At 40.7% G+C, this 19,248-nt stretch carries 15 protein-coding genes; 8 read left to right on the forward strand and 7 right to left on the reverse strand.

Annotation, left to right across the window (positions count from 1 at the left end):
- From KTR06_RS23490 to KTR06_RS23505, 4 genes are all read left to right on the forward strand, one after another.
- The coding region (locus tag KTR06_RS23490; protein ID WP_217290852.1) for a type III restriction-modification system endonuclease at positions 1–2,823 on the forward strand (2,823 nt) is incomplete at its 5' end.
- 8 nt (positions 2,824–2,831) lie between these two features.
- Complete coding sequence (locus KTR06_RS23495) at positions 2,832–4,613, forward strand: DUF262 domain-containing protein (protein ID WP_217290853.1); 1,782 nt, start codon at positions 2,832–2,834, stop codon at positions 4,611–4,613.
- Between the two features lie 162 nt (positions 4,614–4,775).
- Positions 4,776–5,816: an alcohol dehydrogenase gene (locus tag KTR06_RS23500; RefSeq protein WP_254306460.1), complete on the forward strand. Its 1,041-nt coding sequence runs from the start codon at positions 4,776–4,778 to the stop codon at positions 5,814–5,816.
- Between the two features lie 15 nt (positions 5,817–5,831).
- Positions 5,832–6,308 (forward strand): low molecular weight phosphatase family protein, encoded by a 477-nt coding sequence (locus KTR06_RS23505; RefSeq protein WP_217290855.1) that lies wholly within the window; start codon positions 5,832–5,834, stop codon positions 6,306–6,308.
- A 59-nt stretch (positions 6,309–6,367) separates the two neighbouring features.
- Here the strand turns inward: KTR06_RS23505 and KTR06_RS23510 are convergent, their stop codons facing one another.
- A complete protein-coding gene (locus KTR06_RS23510; protein WP_217290856.1) occupies positions 6,368–7,171 on the reverse strand; it encodes an RNA methyltransferase in 804 nt (267 codons plus the stop codon).
- Between the two features lie 61 nt (positions 7,172–7,232).
- Positions 7,233–8,630, reverse strand: a complete 1,398-nt coding sequence (gene mnmE / locus KTR06_RS23515; RefSeq protein ID WP_217290857.1) for a tRNA uridine-5-carboxymethylaminomethyl(34) synthesis GTPase MnmE — start codon at positions 8,628–8,630, stop codon at positions 7,233–7,235.
- Positions 8,631–8,764: 134 nt separating this feature from the next.
- Here mnmE and KTR06_RS23520 point away from each other — a divergent pair, with 134 nt between their 5' ends.
- Both KTR06_RS23520 and KTR06_RS23525 read left to right on the forward strand, forming a co-directional pair.
- Positions 8,765–10,672, forward strand: coding sequence for a PAS domain-containing hybrid sensor histidine kinase/response regulator (locus tag KTR06_RS23520; protein WP_217290858.1), 1,908 nt, complete (start codon positions 8,765–8,767; stop codon positions 10,670–10,672).
- 82 nt (positions 10,673–10,754) lie between these two features.
- Positions 10,755–11,414: an NAD(P)-dependent oxidoreductase gene (locus KTR06_RS23525; protein ID WP_008021188.1), complete on the forward strand. Its 660-nt coding sequence runs from the start codon at positions 10,755–10,757 to the stop codon at positions 11,412–11,414.
- Positions 11,415–11,698: 284 nt separating this feature from the next.
- Here the strand turns inward: KTR06_RS23525 and KTR06_RS23530 are convergent, their stop codons facing one another.
- From KTR06_RS23530 to KTR06_RS23545, 4 genes are all read right to left on the reverse strand, one after another.
- Positions 11,699–12,577, reverse strand: a complete 879-nt coding sequence (locus tag KTR06_RS23530; protein WP_008021190.1) for a nucleoside phosphorylase — start codon at positions 12,575–12,577, stop codon at positions 11,699–11,701.
- 158 nt (positions 12,578–12,735) lie between these two features.
- Complete coding sequence (gene floA, locus KTR06_RS23535) at positions 12,736–13,737, reverse strand: flotillin-like protein FloA (RefSeq protein WP_004316484.1); 1,002 nt, start codon at positions 13,735–13,737, stop codon at positions 12,736–12,738.
- A gap of 22 nt (positions 13,738–13,759) precedes the next feature.
- The gene (locus KTR06_RS23540; protein ID WP_004316481.1) at positions 13,760–14,230 is read right to left on the reverse strand and encodes an NfeD family protein; all 471 of its coding nucleotides are present in this window, start codon (positions 14,228–14,230) and stop codon (positions 13,760–13,762) included.
- A 17-nt stretch (positions 14,231–14,247) separates the two neighbouring features.
- Positions 14,248–15,669: a tetratricopeptide repeat protein gene (locus KTR06_RS23545; RefSeq protein WP_004316480.1), complete on the reverse strand. Its 1,422-nt coding sequence runs from the start codon at positions 15,667–15,669 to the stop codon at positions 14,248–14,250.
- 183 nt (positions 15,670–15,852) lie between these two features.
- On the opposite strand from KTR06_RS23545, the gene KTR06_RS23550 reads away from it, so the two are divergent.
- Both KTR06_RS23550 and KTR06_RS23555 read left to right on the forward strand, forming a co-directional pair.
- A complete protein-coding gene (locus KTR06_RS23550; protein WP_217290859.1) occupies positions 15,853–16,599 on the forward strand; it encodes an ATP-binding protein in 747 nt (248 codons plus the stop codon).
- A gap of 15 nt (positions 16,600–16,614) precedes the next feature.
- A complete protein-coding gene (locus KTR06_RS23555) occupies positions 16,615–16,986 on the forward strand; it encodes a DMT family protein (protein WP_004304892.1) in 372 nt (123 codons plus the stop codon).
- Here KTR06_RS23555 and KTR06_RS23560 read toward each other — a convergent pair.
- Positions 16,918–19,161 (reverse strand): efflux RND transporter permease subunit, encoded by a 2,244-nt coding sequence (locus tag KTR06_RS23560; RefSeq protein WP_254306461.1) that lies wholly within the window; start codon positions 19,159–19,161, stop codon positions 16,918–16,920. The genes KTR06_RS23555 and KTR06_RS23560 overlap by 69 nt on opposite strands.
- Positions 19,162–19,248: the final 87 nt, after the last annotated feature.

A 19,248-nucleotide genomic window follows, 5' to 3' on the forward strand; every position in this document is an offset into this window, starting at 1 on the left:
TTATCGGCTGAAAGACAGCCGATAAAATTGGCGTGGCGGAAAATAGTATGGTTACAAACATACGTTTATATCAAAAGTATGTTTGAACTCAACAAACTGTATGGATGGACTAAGTTTATTGTGGTTGTGCCAAGTGTCGCTATTCGTGAAGGTGTAAAGAAAAGCTTTGATATAACGGTAGATCACTTTATGGAGCTCTATGGGAAGAAAGCACGTTATTTTATTTATAACAGTAATAATCTGAATCAAATAGATACGTTTTCTCAAAGTGGTGACATCTCTGTAATGATTATTAATACACAGGCTTTTAATACTTCTTTGAAAGAGGGGGCGAAAAATGCCGCTGCCCGCATCATCTACTCCGTACGCGATGAATTTGGCAGTCGCCGACCAATTGATGTTATATCCGCTAATCATCCGATCATTATTCTCGATGAACCACAAAAGATGGGCGGAGCAGCGACACAAACTGCTTTAGCCCGCTTCAACCCTCTCTTTACGTTGAATTATTCAGCTACTCATAAAGAAACACACAATCCTGTTTATGTGTTGGATGCATTGGATGCTTACAATCAAAAACTGGTGAAGAAGATTGAGGTAGTAGGTTTTGAATTGAAACATCTTAAAGGTACGGATAGTTACATGTATCTGGAAGATATTGTTTTGTCTAAGACGGAAGCTCCCAAAGCTCGTCTTGAAATAGAAGTGAAACACGCCAATAACATTAAGAGAGAGATAAAGAATCTCGGAGTCGGAGATGATTTATTTTACGTGTCTAATGAATTGGAGCAATATCGTGGTTATACTATTTCTGATATACATATTGATACCATGGATAGCAGTCACAGTACAGTTTCATTTTCCAACGGAAAAATGATGTATATTAAAGATGTGTATGGGGATATTTCGGCTGATCACAAAGCACGTATTCAAATCAGGGAAACTATAAAGGCACATTTTCGCAAGGAAGCTTCTCTGTTTAAACGTGGAATCAAAACGCTTTCGCTTTTTTTCTTGGATGAAGTTGCCAACTATAGGAAATATGATGAAGACGGACAGCAAATGCTTGGACGTTATGGTGAAATATTCGAGCAAGAATATAGAGCGGAATTGAATAACAATCAGAATATGTTTGATGCTGATTACATGTCCTATCTAGGAAGTATTTCCACGCATGAAACTCATGCGGGTTATTTCAGTATTGATAAGAAAGGGAGAAGTGTTAATAGTGATATAAAACGTGGTTCAGACCAGTCAGACGATATTTCGGCCTACGATTTGATTTTAAAGAACAAGGAACGTCTGCTTAGCTTTGACGAACCGGTTCGTTTTATCTTTTCTCATTCTGCCTTACGTGAAGGGTGGGATAACCCGAATGTATTTCAAATCTGTTCACTTCGTCAATCTAATAGTGTAAGTCAGAAGAGACAGGAAGTTGGTCGTGGTCTGCGACTTTGTGTTGACCAGTATGGTGTCCGCATGGATGCAGAAATACTGCCAGATGAGGTTCATAGTGTGAACAAACTGACCGTTATAGCCTCTGAAGGATATGCTTCTTTTGTGGCGGATTTGCAGAAGGACATAAAGGCAGACCTCTACGATCGTCCTACCAAGGCTGATATTGATTTCTTTATTGGCAAGACTCTCTTTTCCAATGAAGGGAAGAAGTATACTGTTTCTAAAGAAGACGCACAAGAGATTGTATTCCAGTTGCGCATGAATGGTTATATTACAAAAGGGGGTGAGGTGACAGATACATTCCGTGAAGACTTGAAGAATGGCAATTTGAAACAGCTTCCTGATGAGCTGAAACCATTGACAGATGCTGTTTATAAACGTGTGCAATCTATCTTCGATAGTAAGGCTCTTGATGATATGATTGGCAATGGTAGCAAACCACAAACACCGCCTAATACGCTCAACGATAATTTTGCAAAGAAGGAATTTCAGGAGTTGTGGAAGCGTATCAACCACAAATACGCTTATAAAGTTCAATTTGACAGTAATGAGTTGATTGAAAAAGCTGTGGAAGCTATTAATAGGGAGCTGGAAGTCACTCAACTGACTTATGTGATAACGAAAGGTGTTCAGAAGGATGAACTAAAGAAAGATGATGTCGTTTCAGGTGAAATGCTTCAAAAGAAGGCGTCTCAGACGGATAGATTGACTACAGATGTGGTTAGTCATGTGAAGTATGATCTTATCGGTAAAATAGCATCCGGCACGACACTTACCCGTAAAACTGTAGCGACAATACTGACAAAAATCCGTCCGGTTAAGTTTGATATGTTTAAGGCGAACCCGGAAGAGTTTATTACCAAGGTTACTCGGCTTATCCTTGAACAGAAAGCAACTATGATTGTGGAGCATATTTCATATAATCAAGTGGATGGTGAATATGACAGCAGTATCTTTACACAGGAAAAGCATACTTCTATGGACAAGGCTTTCAAAGCTCAAAAGAGTATTCTTGACTATGTATTCACCGATGGTATAGCTGAAAAGAGTAATGAACGTAAATTTGTAGAAAGTCTTGATATTTCTGATGAAGTGGCGGTATATGCGAAATTACCAAAGGGATTCCATATTCCGACTCCTGTAGGAAATTATTCTCCGGACTGGGCTATTGCTTTTGAAAAAGATAAAGTGAAGCATATCTATTTCATTGCTGAAACCAAAGGTTCAATGAGCTCCATGGAGTTGCGGGAAATTGAGAAAAACAAGATTGCCTGTGCAGAGAAACTTTTTGAGCAGTTGAGTACTTCCGGGGTTAAGTATGGTAAAATTGATAGTTATGATACGTTAATGAGTTTGGTAAAATAGCGACAGTTATGGGAAAAGAATTATTTGATAACATACCAAGTAAAGTTGGAGATTTACTTAATGATGTTAAAAATGGGCGTATTGGTTTGCCTGATTTGCAAAGACCTTTTGTTTGGAAAGATAATAAAGTTCGTGACTTGTTGGATTCTATGTTAAAAGGGTATCCAATTGGATATGTTATGCTTTGGGAATCACCTGCAGATTTTGAAAACAAAGGGCAGATTGGAATTAATGATAAAACCTTTAATACGGCTCGTGATTTAGTGATTGATGGACAACAGCGTCTTACTGCTCTTCTAGGAGCAATTAAAGGTATAAAGATTAAAAATGTAAACTATGAGGAACGAAACATTAAAATATCTTTTAATCCTCTGAAAAGAGAATTTGCTGTTTGGTCTCAAGCTTATGAGCGTAATCCGGAATGGATTAGTGCTGTAAGTCAGGTCTTTGCTGCTCATGAAGAACAATTAAATGTTACTAAATTTCGGAAATCGTATATTTGCCAACTTAATGAAAGTCGCGTAAGAAACGAGTTACCAAGACTTTCTGATGATGAAGAAATAGTTATAGAAGAAAATATTAATGCTCTTTTGAATTTAAATATTTATCTTCTACCAACATTAAGAATTAGTGCAACTGCCTCTGAACAAGATGTAGCGGATATTTTTGTTCGTGTGAATTCTGGCGGACAAAAACTGACAGAAAAGAATTTTATAGAAACGTTGTTAGCTGTCTATGACAATGAAATTCATGATAAAATAAATGATTTTTGTCGGACTTCACGCATTCCGGAAGCTAGAACTTCATATAATCATATTCTTGAAGTAAATCCAGTACACCTGATACGTGCTACTGTAGGTATAGCTTTCAAGCGTGCAAGATTGAAATATGCCTATATGCTTTTGAGAGGTAAAGATCTTCAGACCGGGCTATTTGCAGAAGAAACGAGAGCTGATAATTTATTGAAGTTTAGAGAAGCATTAACTTTAGTTGTTAATCTTAATCATTGGCATGCATTTATGAATATTGTAGCAGAAGCCGGTTATCTTAATGGTTCACTGGTTTCATCAGAAAATGCAATTGTGTTTTCATATATGCTATATCTTATCGGAAAAACAGAATATAATGTCCAGCCTATGGAGTTGAAGAAAATCATGCAACGATGGTTCTTTATGACTACGATAAAAGGATTTTATACAAACTCTCCTGAATCAGCTGTTGAAAAGCAATTTGCAGATTTACGTAAAGTTCATACATCAAGAGACTTTGTAGACTATTTGAATAATGAAATAAAATCTCAATTTACTGATGACTATTTTAAATATAATTTGCCAAATGACCTTGTCACGTCCTCAACTCAATCGCCAGCATGGTATGGCTATGTGGCATCGCTTAATGTACTTGGCTATCCCATGTTATTTAGTAATACACCAACATCTAAATACTTTATCGTAGGGGCTAGTGGGGGAAAATCTTCTATTGATATTCATCATATATTCCCAAAGAATTATCTTTCCCAAATTGGTATTGAAGATGATCGTGAAAGGAACCAAATAGCTAATTATACATTTCTTGACTATTCTACGAATATTGATATTTCAGATAATCCTCCTTCTGAATATGTTCTAGCTTATAAGAGTAGGTTAGGTGTCGAAGGGTATAAAATTACATGTTTCCAAAATGCATTACCTGAAAATTTTGAGAATCTTGAATATCATGATTTCTTAACTAAGCGTCGTGTGTTAATGGCAGAATTAATTTTTAGAGCGTATAGAAAGTTATCAGAATAATATGTATGATGGTTCTTAGTAATATTGGGAATTCTGTGCAACTGTGAAATACTGCTCTTTTTAATTAGAGTGAGATTCTATTTGAGATGATCGAACGTGATTAAGGGGGGCAATGAAATCATTATCTTTGCAAGGTATACATTAATGAACAAGGAGGATATTATGCTTGCATACACATATATTGAACACGGAAAGTTTGAATTGCAGGAGAAAGCGAGACCGGAAATAAAGGATTCACGAGATGCAATCGTACGTGTAACACTTGGTAGCATCTGCACCAGTGATCTTCATATTAAACATGGCAGTGTGCCGCGTGCTGTGCCCGGAATAACTGTCGGGCATGAGATGGTAGGTGTAGTAGAACAAGTGGGGGCTGATGTCACTTCGGTGAAGCCTGGTGACAGGGTGACTGTGAATGTCGAAACTTTCTGCGGTGAGTGTTTTTTCTGTAAGCATGGATATGTGAATAACTGTATTGATCCTAATGGCGGCTGGGCTTTAGGTTGTCGAATTGATGGCGGTCAGGCGGAGTATGTCAGAGTCCCTTATGCAGATCAAGGTTTGAACCGTATTCCTGATACAGTGAGTGATGAGCAAGCTTTGTTTGTCGGTGATGTACTTGCAACTGGTTTTTGGGCAGCACGTATCTCGGAAATTACCGAGGAAGATACTGTTCTGATTATCGGTGCCGGACCTACCGGAGTTTGTACTTTGCTATGTGCAATGTTGAAGCACCCTAAGCGTATCATTGTCTGCGAAAAGTCTCCTGAAAGAATTCGGTTTGTCCGCGAGCATTATCCTGATGTGTTAGTAACGGAGCCTGAAAATTGCAAGGATTTTGTGATTCAAAACAGTGATCATGGTGGTGCAGATGTTGTTTTGGAAGTAGCGGGGAGTGATGATTCTTTCCATTTGGCGTGGGATTGTGCTCGTCCTAATGCTGTTGTCACCATAGTAGCCCTTTATGACCAGCCGCAGTTTCTTCCTTTACCTGATATGTATGGCAAGAACCTGATTTTTAAAACAGGGGGAGTGGATGGTTGTGATTGTGTCGAGATTCTCAAACTGATTGAGGAAGGGAAAATTGATACTACTCCTCTTATTACGCATCGATTTCCATTGAATGAGATTGAGGAGGCTTACCGTGTCTTTGAAAACAAGTTGGATGGGGTTATTAAAGTAGCTATATCAGGAAATAAATAAAAATAGAATTTGTGTATGAAGAATATATTGATAGTAAGTAATAATGATATGTGTCGCAGTCGTATGGCGCAGGAAATTTTAAACTCGTTCGGTAGAGGTATGAAGATTAGTACTGCCGGTGTTTTGGTTGGAAATTCTGTCCCGGATGTTGTTTGCCAGGTGATGGAACAGAATGGGTTTGACTTTTCACGTAGAAAGCCTTGTGATGTTGCGACGTATGCCCAACAGACATGGGATTACGTCATTACTCTTTGCCCAGAAGCGGAGGAAGTGCAAAAGGAAATGCAGGGGGTAGTGAGAAAATATGTTTCTTTTAATTTTGCAGATCCTTTTCGGGGAGGTATTCATGCCGATGATGAACAGGAAGAACGGGTGGTGGCACTATATAACGCTATGCATAAAGAACTGTATGAGTTTTTTCGGAGTGAATTAATGGAGAAACTCTTGCCTCGCTGTTCTTGTGGGGCGAATACATATTGTAGGTGTGAGTAGGAATATGAATATGAATAGAATCATATATGTGTCTCGTCCGGTGATGATGGCAGAGTTACTTAATCTTTAACACGAAGTTGCCAGAAAGCGATAGCGGATGCGGCAGCTACATTGAGTGAATCTACTCCGTTTGCCATAGGGATGCGAACCACATAGTCTGCCTCGGTAATTGTTTCGCTTCGAAGACCGTCACCTTCGGTTCCCATCACAATGGCTAACTTGGGTTCGGTCGCTAAGATGGGACTATCAATCGAGATTGATTTCTCTGTAAGTGCCATAGCGACTGTGCGGAATCCCAGTTTATGCAATTCATTGGGAGAACCATCCAACCAAGCCCATGGTATCAGGAAAACAGATCCCATTGAAACTCTGACTGCACGTCGGTTCAACGGGTCGCAAGAATTGCGTGTCAGTAATATGGCATCTATCCCAAGAGCGGCTGCAGAACGGAAAATAGCTCCAATGTTGGTAGTGTCTACCACACCTTCAATGACTGCGATACGCCGTGCGCCTCTACATATTTCTTCTACACTTTTCGGTGTCGGGCGGTGCATGGCACAGAGGACGCCACGTGTGAGTGTATATCCGGTCAATGTGGCAAGCAGTTCTCTTGCACCCGTATAGACAGGTATATCATCACAACGTTCAATGATATCAGCAGCATCACCAGTGATATGCTTCTGCTCGCATAAAAGAGCTAAAGGTTCGTAACCAGCATTTAGAGCTACATTAATAACTTTCGGACTTTCTGCAATAAACAGTCCCTTATCAGACTCGATACGATTACGTAGTTGAGCTTCAGTGAGAGTACTGAATATTTCTATTCTGGGATCAGTTAAGGAATGTATTTCTATAATGGGCATAAGATTTCTTACAACTATCTACTTTATTATATCAAATTATATCAATGATTGTGTTTATTTTTTACTTCCCGATGCAAAAATGTTGAAAGATATTCTGAAGCACCATATCATTCGTAACCTCACCAGCGATGTCCGAAATAAAGAATATACACTCCCGTATGTCTTGCGAAAGAAAATCTCCGGAAATCTGCGAGTCAAGTCCGTTTTGTACTCTATGAATAGCTTCCAAAGCTTTATTTAAAGCTTCGTAATGCCTTACATTTGTCACAATAATGTCATTTTGTGTCACTGTAGGCAAGTGTGCTGCATCAATAAGCATTTTTTGCAGTTCACTTGTGTTCTCTCGTTGTTTGGCCGAGATGAAAATAGATTCCGTAGCTTCTTTAGAAAAGTCTTTTAATAGAGACTGTAAATTCTCTTTTTGCTTGTCTTCGATTAAATCAGCCTTATTAAATACAACAATCAAATGTTTTCCTTCACAACGTGGAATTATCTTCTCCGATAACTGTTCAATTTGAGAAGCGGCATTCACAGCATCTACCATCCAAAGGACAATCTCTGCTTGATCTAACTTTTGGAAAGTACGTTCGATACCGAGACTTTCAATCGTATCATTGGTTTCCCGGATTCCGGCAGTATCAATGAAACGGAAAGTGATTCCTCCGATGTTGATAGTATCTTCGATCACATCACGCGTTGTCCCGTGGACATCACTGACAATCGCTTTATCCTCATTCAATAATACATTCAGTAAAGTCGATTTTCCGGCATTTGTTTCACCGATAATAGCTACAGGGACACCGTTCTTAATAGCATTACCAACACTAAAAGAATGAGCCAACCGCGAAATGACCTGTTCGATTTCATCTGCTAGCTTCCTTAATGCCGAACGATCGGCAAATTCAACATCTTCTTCGCTGAAGTCCAGTTCCAGTTCAATCATAGAGGTGAAATTCAGTAATTTGTTGCGTAACTCCGTCAATTCTCTGCTGAAACCACCTCGCATCTGGCTCATAGCCAAACGATGGGTGGCAGCAGATGAAGAAGCGATCAAGTCCGCCACAGCCTCTGCCTGACTTAAATCCATCTTTCCGTTGAGGAAAGCACGTTGCGTATACTCTCCCGGTTGGGCCATACGGCAGCCGTTCTTAATAAGCAACTGCATCACCTGTTGAAGAATATAAGAAGAACCATGGCACGTGATTTCCGTACTATCTTCTCCTGTGTATGAATGAGGAGCACGGAAAAGACTGACGAGCACTTCGTCAATAATCTCGTCCCCATCATAAATACGTCCGAATGTCAAAGTATATGGTTTTTGCTCACTCAATAATTTGCCAGTCTTGGCGGGCTTGAATATGCTGCCGGTGATAGAAATAGCTTCCGGACCGGAAACGCGGATGCTTCCGATAGCACCGCCCTGGGCGGTAGCGATAGCGCAGATCGTATCTTGATTCATTGTTTTTTCTTTTTGGATGAGCAAAGATAATTGTTTCTAAGTAAAAAATAGAAAATTGAGCACAACTTGTGCTTTATTTGTTTATATTTGCTGCCGTGCAGTGGTACACCAAACAAAATAAAACAATAATGCTTATGGAACCAGCGATCAATTTATATTCTTCGAATGAGAAAAGCGAACTCATACGGGAAAACTATCAGGAAATACTTTCTGTGCTTGCAGCCCATCAAATAGCTTTATGGGAGTATGATATCATTACGGGCAAATGCTCCTTTTCAGACGATTATTTCTCTACACTCGGATTGAAGGATACCGGAATCATTTTTGAGGACATTGATGATTTTTATCGGTTTATCCATCCGGAAGATGTTGAATCCTATCAACAGGCATTTGCAGAAATGCTTTCATCAGAGTCTAAGACCTCACAAATAAGAGTTCGTTGTATGGGCGAACAAGGGGAAGTGATTTGGCTGGAAGATCATTTTCTGTCCTATAAAGAAAGTTGCAAAAGTCATCCGGGCAAACTGCTGGCATATACGGTGAACGTCACCTCACAATGCGAAAAGGAGCAACATATCAAATATCTGGAAGAATACAACCGTAAAATTATTGAAGCACTGCCGGAATTCATATTTATCTTTGATGATAACTTTTTCATTACCGATGTCCTGATGGCACCGGGGACAATCTTGCTTCATCCTGTGGAAGTGTTGCGCGGAGCGGACGGACGATCTATTTATTCACCGGAGGTCAGTGACCTGTTTCTTTGTAACATCCGGGAATGTTTGCGTGACGGTAAGTTGAAGGAAATAGAATATCCCCTTGAAGTGGATGGAAGTCTGCATTATTTTCAGGCACGTATCGCCCCATTCGAAGGAAACAGGGTACTTGCGCTGATACATGATATCGGAGAACGGATTCAGCGTTCGCAGGAATTGATCGAAGCTAAACGTCGTGCGGAAGATGCCGATAAGATGAAGTCGGTCTTTTTGGCAAATATGAGCCATGAGATTCGTACCCCGTTGAATGCTATTGTTGGTTTCTCGGAGATTATCGCGGTGACAGAGAGTGAAGAAGAAAAAATGGAGTATCTGGAAATTATCCAGAGAAACAGTAACTTGTTGTTGCAGTTAATCAATGATATCTTGGACTTGTCCCGCATTGAATCCGGAAAGTCGGAGATGCATTTCCAGCAGGTAGAGATTGCAAGTTTGGTGGAAGAAGTGGAGAAAGTGCACCAGCTGAAGATGAAGTCAAGCGTAGAGTTGAATGTGATTCGCCCGGAAGGAGAATACTGGACTTCTACCGACCGAAACCGGGTGATGCAGGTCTTGTTCAACTTCCTTTCGAATGCCATTAAAAATACGGAAAAGGGAACTATAACATTAGGGCTGAAACATGAAGGCCCCTGGCTAAAACTATTTGTCAGCGATACAGGTTGCGGAATATCCAAAGAGAAGCTCCCGCAAATTTTTACCCGTTTTGAGAAGCTGAATGACTTCGTACAAGGTACCGGGCTGGGACTCTCAATCTGTAAAAGTATCGTGGAACGTCTGGGCGGGCGCATCGAGGTAACTTCAGAATTGGGGCAGGGGAGTACGTTTGCACTCTATTTGCCTTATCAGGAAGTACCGAAAGAAGTTGTTGAAAGAAGACTTCCACATAAAAAGGATGTTAAAGCGGATAAACGTAAAAAGATATTAGTAGTGGAAGATATAGAGTCGAACTTTGCTCAACTAAACATTCTTCTGAATAAAGAATATATTATCTCATGGGTACGCAATGGGCAGGAGGCTATCAATAGTTTCATCCGTGAAAGCCCGGATTTGATACTTATGGATATTCGTATGCCGGTGATGGACGGTATTCAGGCTACTGAAAAGATCCGTACGATTTCTCTGACCGTGCCTATTATTGCAGTGACTGCGTATGCTTTCTATACCGAACAGCAACAGGCTATTCAAGCCGGATGTAACGCCGTTATTTCAAAACCCTATTCTTTGGAGAGGCTAAGAGAGACGATAGAATCTTACATCGGATAATTAATTTTCTAAAAGAGAACCAACATTCTGAATATTGTAGTGTTACTATTATAATAGTAGTAACATTATAATAGATTTGAATATGGAGAAAGTGAAAAAGATAGTCCTTATCGGAGCAAGTGGCTTTGTTGGTTCTGCTCTTCTGAACGAGGCTTTGAATCGTGGTTTCGAAGTTACAGCAGTAGTTCGTAATCCGGAAAAGATAAAGATAGAGAATGAAAATCTGAAAGTGGTGAAAGCCGATGTAGCCGTGCTTGATGAAGTGGCCGACGTTTGTAAAGGCGCGGATGCCGTTGTTAGTGCGTTCAATCCGGGATGGAATAATCCTGATATATACGATGAAACCATTAAAGTTTATCTGACTATAATTGATGGAGTGAAGAAGGCTGGCGTCAATCGTTTTCTGATGGTTGGTGGTGCCGGTTCTTTATTTATCGCTCCGGGCTTGCGTTTGATGGATTCTGGCGAAGTGCCCGAAAATATATTGCCGGGAGTGAAAGCCTTAGGAGAGTTTTATCTGAACTTCTTGAAGAAAGAGAAAGAAATAGACTGGGTGTTCTTCTCTCCGGCAGCAGATATGCGTCCGGGAGTACGTACAGGGCGTTATCGGTTGGGAAAAGATGATATGATTGTAGACATCGTAGGGAACAGCCATATCTCTGTCGAAGATTACGCTGCCGCAATGATTGATGAATTGGAATATCCGAAACATCATCAGGAGAGATTTACGATTGGTTATTGATAAAAAATCAAATTAAAAATAACTGTGTAATATAGTGACGCTATCCTTCTCGGATAACGTCACTATAATCGTATTATAGCGTTACTATCACGGCGTCATAGTGACACTTGTTGAAGATAGGCTAAATGATAAAAATGGAACTGTCTAACAAGTCCCTTATTAAGAATTTCCCCCACGCTATAACTATTTGTAGCGTGGGGGAATTTCAATATTTAGAACTCGTTAGGCAGCTCTATAATTCTATTCTAACGATTACAATTTTATTCTTTCAGAAGAGCGTACCTCTATATTCTGTCAAGTACAGTTTTAATCAGTGTATCAATTGTATTTTTATATCCTGTATTGGCCTCTTTAATAAGTCGGTTGGCTATCACCATGCAGACGGTCATAGCCTTGTGCCCCATCAACCGGCTAAGTCCTGCCAAAGCCGAACTTTCCATTTCGAAGTTGGTAATCTTATAGCCTTTATATTCGAAAGATTCAATCTTATCATTCTGTTTCGGGTCTGCCAATGGAACACGAAGTTCACGTCCCTGCGGACCAAAGAAACCTCCGGCAGCGATTGTTACTCCACGTACCATGTCCTCTTTGGCAATCCGGTCAATCAGTTCTTCGCTGGCATCAATGACATAAGGAGCAGGCGCACACATATTTCCCGACCAACCCATGTGATTGAGGAACGCACGCTCAAAAGGTAAGTCGCATACAGCATTTCTTCCGGCATAGAAATTCAGCAATCCGTCAAAGCCGATAGACTTCTGCGAACACACAAATGTTCCGACAGGAGTGTTGGGCTGTAAGCCGCCACATGTGCCGATACGTACTAATTCCAGTTGGCGGAACTGATCCTTTTCTTCGCGGGTATTAAAATCTATATTGGCGAGTGCATCCAGTTCATTCATTACGATGTCGATGTTATCGCAACCGATTCCTGTAGAAACCACTGTAATCCGTTTACCTTTATAAGTACCCGTGATGGTTTTGAATTCGCGGCTTTCCACTTCACATTCTTTGTTTTCGAAATGAGAAGCTACGAGTGCTACACGTCCGGGGTCACCTACCAAAATTACTTTGTCTGCCAACCATTCGGGCTTTACGTGAAGATGGAATACTGAACCGTCTTCATTGATAATCAATTCAGAGGATGGAAAGTACTTTTTCATGTTATTGAAGGGTTTTAGTTTTATAATAGGATTTGTATCTATAAATAGAAACGCCGGAACCGGATTTAAGTTCAGAAGAAGCTACTATCTTTTTCCTTTAGAAAAGGGGAGTGCGTCTTACAACTGAAATGAAATCGGATTCCGGCGTTTGTGAACGATTATTTGCTCAATGGCTGATTGCCTGCATTACCCGTTGCCGGCTTGGCGATATTCTCGCGCATGGAGGTATCAGCTTCAATATTCTTCATGCGATAATAATCCATGATGCCTAGGTTGCCGCTGCGGAAAGCTTCAGCCATCGCTTTAGGAACTTCAGCCTCTGCTTCGATTACTTTAGCACGAGCTTCCTGTGCTTTTGCTTTCATTTCCTGTTCGGAAGCAACTGCCATGGCACGGCGCTCTTCGGCTTTTGCCTGTGCGATGTTCTTATCTGCGTTAGCCTGGTCAATTTGCAGAGCCGCACCGATATTTTTACCTATATCGATGTCCGCGATATCAATAGACAAGATCTCGAAAGCTGTTCCTGCGTCCAAACCTTTACGAAGTACAAGTTTAGAGATCGAATCCGGATTCTCAAGGACCGATTTATGGTTTTCAGAAGAACCGATAGATGAAACGATACCTTCGCCTACACGGGCAAGGATCGTATCTTCACCTGCACCACCGACCAACTGACGAATGTTGGCACGTACCGTAACACGTGCTTTGGCTATCAGCTGAATACCGTCTTTTGCAACAGCCGTAACAGGAGGTGTGTCGATCACTTTCGGGTTTACAGACATCTGTACAGCTTCGAATACGTCACGTCCTGCAAGGTCGATAGCGGTAGCCATCTGGAAAGGTAATTCGATATTCGCTTTCGATGCGGATACCAAGGCGTGAACCACCTTTTCTACATGTCCGCCAGCCAGATAATGGGCTTCCAGTTCATCACGGGTAATGTTTTTCAGACCGGCTTTGTGAGCCTCGATCATTCCCGGCACGATGATGTACGGCGGAACGTTACGTATACGCATTAAAAATAGTTGTATCAGCGAGATGTTAACTCCCGACACTTTTGCCGACAACCAGAGGAAGAACGGCACGTAATGGAAAAATATTATCAAGAAGATAATACCTCCAGCTATCAGAAAGATAGGCAAGTAGAAAGATGATTCCATTGATGTTATTATTAAGTGAATATTATTCTTTGTGTTTTTCAACCATGATTGTACCGTCGGTGATACGGCTTACAATAATCGGAGTCTTTTCATTGAGGAATCCGTCTATTGATTTTACTTCCACAATTTTTCCGTTTATTTCGGCATAACCGATTTGTGCCAGACGTGTGGTACTGATTCCTGTATCACCTACTTTAACGCTGTCTTCTGCGCTACGGTCTACTTTCGAATCAATATCCTTTTTCAATGCCAGTTTGTCCAGCATCTTCGATCGCATAAACCAAATCAATGATCCGATACAGGCAATCGCCGATATACCAAGAGTGATAAATCCTCCTGCCATACCTAAATTGGCAAATGCATAGTAGTTGGCATAAAGAATACAAACCAATGCAGAAATTCCGGCCAGGCTAATGCCCGGGATGACGAACAGTTCTACCAGAAACAGTATGACTGCGGCAATGATGAGAACGGCGATAATGAGTATATCCATAGTTCAGAGTTATTAATTTATTTTGTTTTTTCTGCATTGCGTACATTCACTTCGAGAGTATCCAGCTCTTCGGACATTTGCAGTACCCGCTTTTCGAGGTCGAGGATGGCAGGAGCCATTTTCTCTTTTCCCTGTTGGTTGGCACCGGCATATTGTTGACGCAGGCTATTCAGCTTTTCTTCTTGCTGATAATAGTCTTTCTCCATCTGCTGGTAACGCTGGAAAAGTGATTTTGCTTTTGCGGATTTAAAGTCGCTCATCAGATAGTAAGTCGTATGATCGTCAATGACAAATTCAAAGTCCATCGCGCGACGTTCTTTAGGCTTATGACTGATGGCAGCTTCCAGGCGTTGCAATGCTTCGGTTACAGCTTGTTTGTCTTTCCAGGTTTCTTTCAGCGAATGAATCTGTGCCAGACGAATAATCTGTTGCTGTTCCATTGCTTCATAATTATAAGTCTGCTTGGAAGTATTAGGAATGAACACATAAATACATACCTTTCCTTCGGGTTGGAAACGGTCGGAAGCAAACCATCCGAGATTGTTGTATTCGTCAATGACGTACATATAATCATTGTACGGTGAATTGAACGGCATACCTACATTGTCCGGAACAAGATAAGTGTCGGTATTCGTGTTGTAACGGGTGACAAAGATGTCGTAGCCACCCAGTCCTTCACCATCGCTGGCATAGTAAACCGTGACGCCGTCCGATAGAACGAACGGATAATTTGCGTTTCCGGAAGCGTTGATGCTACCCGGCAACGGGCGTCCGTCACTCCATTCATTCAGCAATTTGTTTTTTGAGAAGATGTCAAGATTACCGTTCTCGCCCTTTTCGCTATAATAGATTTTATTTCCAATTTCTGTTTCATAGACAGTCCCCGGATGATCTCCTTCTGTCTTGAAAAAATCATTGAAGGTAAACAATTTACCCGATTCTTCACTAATCTTGTATGCATGGAGGAAAGTCGCCTTGTCTACAACGAAGCTGTCAATGATACATACATCTTCCACTCCCTTCAACATCCGGAGGTCAGCTTTGCTCTTTTCCAGAAGTTTCTCCGCTTCTTCCGTCGATTTCTTACGTTTACTTAAATCTGCGATATATTCTTCAAAACAGTTTACAGCATCTTCGAAACGATACGTTTCATTATATGCCTGTCCCAGATAGAGTTGTCCACTGGTAACACGTTTTTTCACTGCTATCTCAAGAGGTTTCACAGCTTCTTCCGCTTCTCCGGTTTTCAGGCAACATACGCCATACCAATAGTTATAATTCCCGTTCGACGGTTGTGATTTAGCATACTTTTTGAAGACAGGCTTGGCTTTTTCATAGTCACCCTTAGTGAATAAGGTGCGTGCCTGTTCCAGTGTTTGTGCAGATACTTCGCAAAGGAAGAGGCTGCAAATTAAAAATAGAATATATTTTCCTTTCATCGTTTTGAGCGTTTATGAGTGACGGGTAGATTGAAAACATTGCTGCTTTCGGGCACCGGTCCATTTATCAATTGTTCAAAAGTACAAATTTATTAGAAATAAACCCTTTTTCAGTGATTCTATTATGTTAATTCTTCTTTAAATCATTCTTTTCGCTTACTTTTGCAGCCGATTTTCAAAGATATGACACAATTTACGGAAGAAGAGAAGACCATTCGCCGCATTGAACGGCGGTTTAGCAAAGGAGTGGTGCAATATGGATTGATAGAAGAAGGAGACAAAATCCTTATCGGACTGTCAGGAGGAAAAGATTCGTTGGCGCTTGTTGAACTGTTGGGTAAACGCGCACGTATCTATAAGCCTCGTTTTTCTGTCGTTGCCGTTCATGTGGTGATGAAGAATATTCCTTATCAGAGTGATACGGAATATTTGAAAGCGCACTGTGAAGCGTATGGAGTTCCCTTTGTACAGTATGAGACTGCCTTTGATCCTGCTACCGATACACGTAAATCTCCCTGCTTCCTCTGCTCATGGAACCGCCGGAAAGCTTTGTTTACTGTTGCCAAGGAGCACGGATGCAATAAAATCGCTCTCGGTCACCACATGGATGATATTCTGGAAACTTTATTGATGAATATCACTTATCAGGGAGCATTCAGTACAATGCCGCCCCGGTTGATGATGAAGAAGTTTGATATGACAATTATCCGTCCGATGTGTCTGGTTCACGAAGCCGATTTGGTAGAATTGGCGGCTTTGCGCCATTATCAGAAACAAGTGAAGAATTGTCCCTATGAATCGCAGTCCAGCCGCAGTGATATGAAAGGTGTTTTGCGACAACTGGAAGCGATGAACCCAGAAGCTCGTTATAGCCTTTGGGGCAGTATGACTAATGTACAGGAAGAATTATTACCAGATAAAATAGATTAATTTGAATAGGTTATTATGAAAGGATTCTATACCATTTTGTTGCTGATCGTATCCAATGTCTTTATGACATTCGCTTGGTACGGACATTTAAAGATGAAACAGGAGTACAGCTGGTTCGCTGCTCTTCCGCTGATCGGTGTGATTGCGTTTAGCTGGGCAATCGCTTTTTTTGAATATTCCTGTCAGATACCGGCTAATCGCATCGGCTTTATAGGCAATGGAGGCCCGTTTTCGTTGATGCAGTTGAAAGTCATCCAAGAGGTGATAACACTTGTTATTTTTACAGTGTTTACTACTATCTTCTTTAAAGGTGAAGCGTTACATTGGAATCATTTGGCGGCGTTCGTTTGTTTGATTGCGGCGGTGTATTTTGTGTTTATGAAATAACGGCATCAATATTGGCATAAAGAATACCAATGCGATGATTGAAAATAGTAAACCTCCCATTGTGCCAATCGCAAAAGAGAACCAAAACGCCTCTGCCTGTGGACCATCAATCAAGAATGGAACTAAGCCCAATACGGTAGATAATACAGTCAATAAGACTGCAACAATCTTGTGATTATAGGCTTTTACATAGAGCTTAACAGGAGGGAGTCGTTTGGCTCGATCGGGGCAGTTGCTACGAATTCCGTTATATTCGTTTATGATATAGATAGCGGCATTCACCACCAGTCCACTTAATAGAACCAGCGATGCAAAACCACCTGTTCCAAAGTTAGTGCCGGAGAAATAGAACGTTAAAAAGGTCCCTATAAAGGATACCGGAATCAGTGATATTATCACAAGTGGCTGGCGTAATGACTCAAATAAGATTGAACAAGTGAAGAAGATAATGACAACGATCAGCAGGATCAACCAATATTGAGTTCCTTTATCGTCATACCATCCATAACTTGTGTTGACTACACGAAAACCGACCGGCAGAGCAGCATTCACCTCTTCGGTTGTCTTTTTAATAAACTGATCGGATAGCTCATACGTTCCCATATAATCAAATGCTACATCGAGCGAGTACTCTTGATTTTTTTTGGTGATTTGGTTGCTGACAGACCGTCGCCCAATCTCTCCGATGTGAGCATAACAGATGGGGTTGTCACCTACATTTATATAGCTGTTCATCAGATGCCACACATCGAACTTATCACGTAGTGAAGAGTGACAATCAATGTCTATGTATTGATCTTTATTGCGGTAAGTGCCTACCGATCCTTCGTTCAACAGTGCAGAAAGTGCTGAATATCCTTGATTGAGATTCAAATCGTAGAGTGCGATTTTTTTCATATCATACTTGATATACATTTCATCCGTCGAATTATCTTGATTGACATAATCGCCGGAGCCTCCTAACTCTATATCGATGTTGGTGACTCTCTTGTTGTTTTTAATCTTTTCGATTACCATCTCTGCATATTTGTAAAGATAGTCATAGTTATAACCACTCAACCCTATACGGCACGATTTACTTTTTCCCAGTGTGAGCGAGTTGGAGAAACCTTTTTCACTCACTCCTGTTGTGCTCCAGTCTACGCCGCCTATTGACAACGCTTCCCTAATCACTTGTGACTCTAAATGTTGAGGAAATGCCCCATATTTATATTCATCGGTAAATTCCACTTCAATAGAACCACTTTCTCCATTGACTTGTGTCACAAATTTCTTGATCTCCTTGTATTTTGCCAGGAAGTGATCCATTTGCCACATCTTTTGATTCAACACTTCCGCGTCGCCCTTTTCTGTTAATTTGGCCGATATTCGAAGTTTTACATCATAGTCACTCTGTGCAAATGTACGAGATGATTGGGTGGATGAGAAGAGATGCAGCGTCCCACCTGTCACCTTTTCAAGAGGCTGGCGTAATTTGTTTTGATAAAGCTCGCTACCAATGGTCTTATTATAGACTACTTCATACCATTTGAGTTCAGGCTTTTCTTTATTGCCATAAAAATAGTGAGACCGACCTAATTCTCTCGGCAACTGGTTTAACGGAATACCAAACAACAGCACCAAAATTGTGATATAGATCCATTTGTGTTTTTGGGTAAAGGTGATATAATAGTTATAGAATTTATTCCATTTTATGATCCTGTGACAACGGCGATAGTCCCTTTTCTCCTGACGACGGTTTAATCCATTGCGATCAATAATTGCTGGCACAAAAAACAGAGCCACAAACAGAGCCACAACAAGATTGATGATGATGATAGTAGCAAAATCATTCAGTGTTCCTCTTACATAATCAGGCATAAAAAAGATAATCACTAATGACCCGATTGTAGTGAGCAGTGCTGCCAAAATTGCGATGAAGACGCTTCGGTTACGGTAATAACTGTAGTGATCCACCATCACAATGGTGGTATCGATCATAATTCCGAACGATACGGCAACACCAGTCAACGAGATTAAATTCAACTCTATATCAAACAGATAAAAGAAGATAACCGATATCAGCACGTTTGCAAAGAGTGCCACGGCTATAATGGATAGATAACGACCGCTTCGACTTGATATCCAGATAAAAAGGAAAAGAATCAGTAACGAAAGGAAAGTTCGTTTTATCAATTTATTCAGTTCCTTAAGTACATCCTTAGCAGGTAACTACTCAGGTATAAAGTCATATTGATACTTCTCACTGTTCAAGAACAGCAA

The sequence above is a fragment of the Bacteroides sp. MSK.20.12 genome (assembly GCF_019052435.1).
Lineage (GTDB): Bacteria > Bacteroidota > Bacteroidia > Bacteroidales > Bacteroidaceae > Bacteroides > Bacteroides xylanisolvens.

Coding starts and splice junctions, on each gene's coding strand:
- KTR06_RS23555 (WP_004304892.1), top strand. CDS start 16,615: ATGAAAGGATTCTATACCATTTTGTTGCTGATCGTATCCAATGTCTTT.
- KTR06_RS23540 (WP_004316481.1), bottom strand. CDS start 14,230: ATGGATATACTCATTATCGCCGTTCTCATCATTGCCGCAGTCATACTG.
- floA (WP_004316484.1), bottom strand. CDS start 13,737: ATGGAATCATCTTTCTACTTGCCTATCTTTCTGATAGCTGGAGGTATT.
- KTR06_RS23530 (WP_008021190.1), bottom strand. CDS start 12,577: ATGAAAAAGTACTTTCCATCCTCTGAATTGATTATCAATGAAGACGGT.
- KTR06_RS23520 (WP_217290858.1), top strand. CDS start 8,765: ATGGAACCAGCGATCAATTTATATTCTTCGAATGAGAAAAGCGAACTC.
- KTR06_RS23550 (WP_217290859.1), top strand. CDS start 15,853: ATGACACAATTTACGGAAGAAGAGAAGACCATTCGCCGCATTGAACGG.
- KTR06_RS23495 (WP_217290853.1), top strand. CDS start 2,832: ATGGGAAAAGAATTATTTGATAACATACCAAGTAAAGTTGGAGATTTA.
- KTR06_RS23510 (WP_217290856.1), bottom strand. CDS start 7,171: ATGCCCATTATAGAAATACATTCCTTAACTGATCCCAGAATAGAAATA.
- KTR06_RS23505 (WP_217290855.1), top strand. CDS start 5,832: ATGAAGAATATATTGATAGTAAGTAATAATGATATGTGTCGCAGTCGT.
- KTR06_RS23525 (WP_008021188.1), top strand. CDS start 10,755: ATGGAGAAAGTGAAAAAGATAGTCCTTATCGGAGCAAGTGGCTTTGTT.
- KTR06_RS23500 (WP_254306460.1), top strand. CDS start 4,776: ATGCTTGCATACACATATATTGAACACGGAAAGTTTGAATTGCAGGAG.
- KTR06_RS23545 (WP_004316480.1), bottom strand. CDS start 15,669: ATGAAAGGAAAATATATTCTATTTTTAATTTGCAGCCTCTTCCTTTGC.
- mnmE (WP_217290857.1), bottom strand. CDS start 8,630: ATGAATCAAGATACGATCTGCGCTATCGCTACCGCCCAGGGCGGTGCT.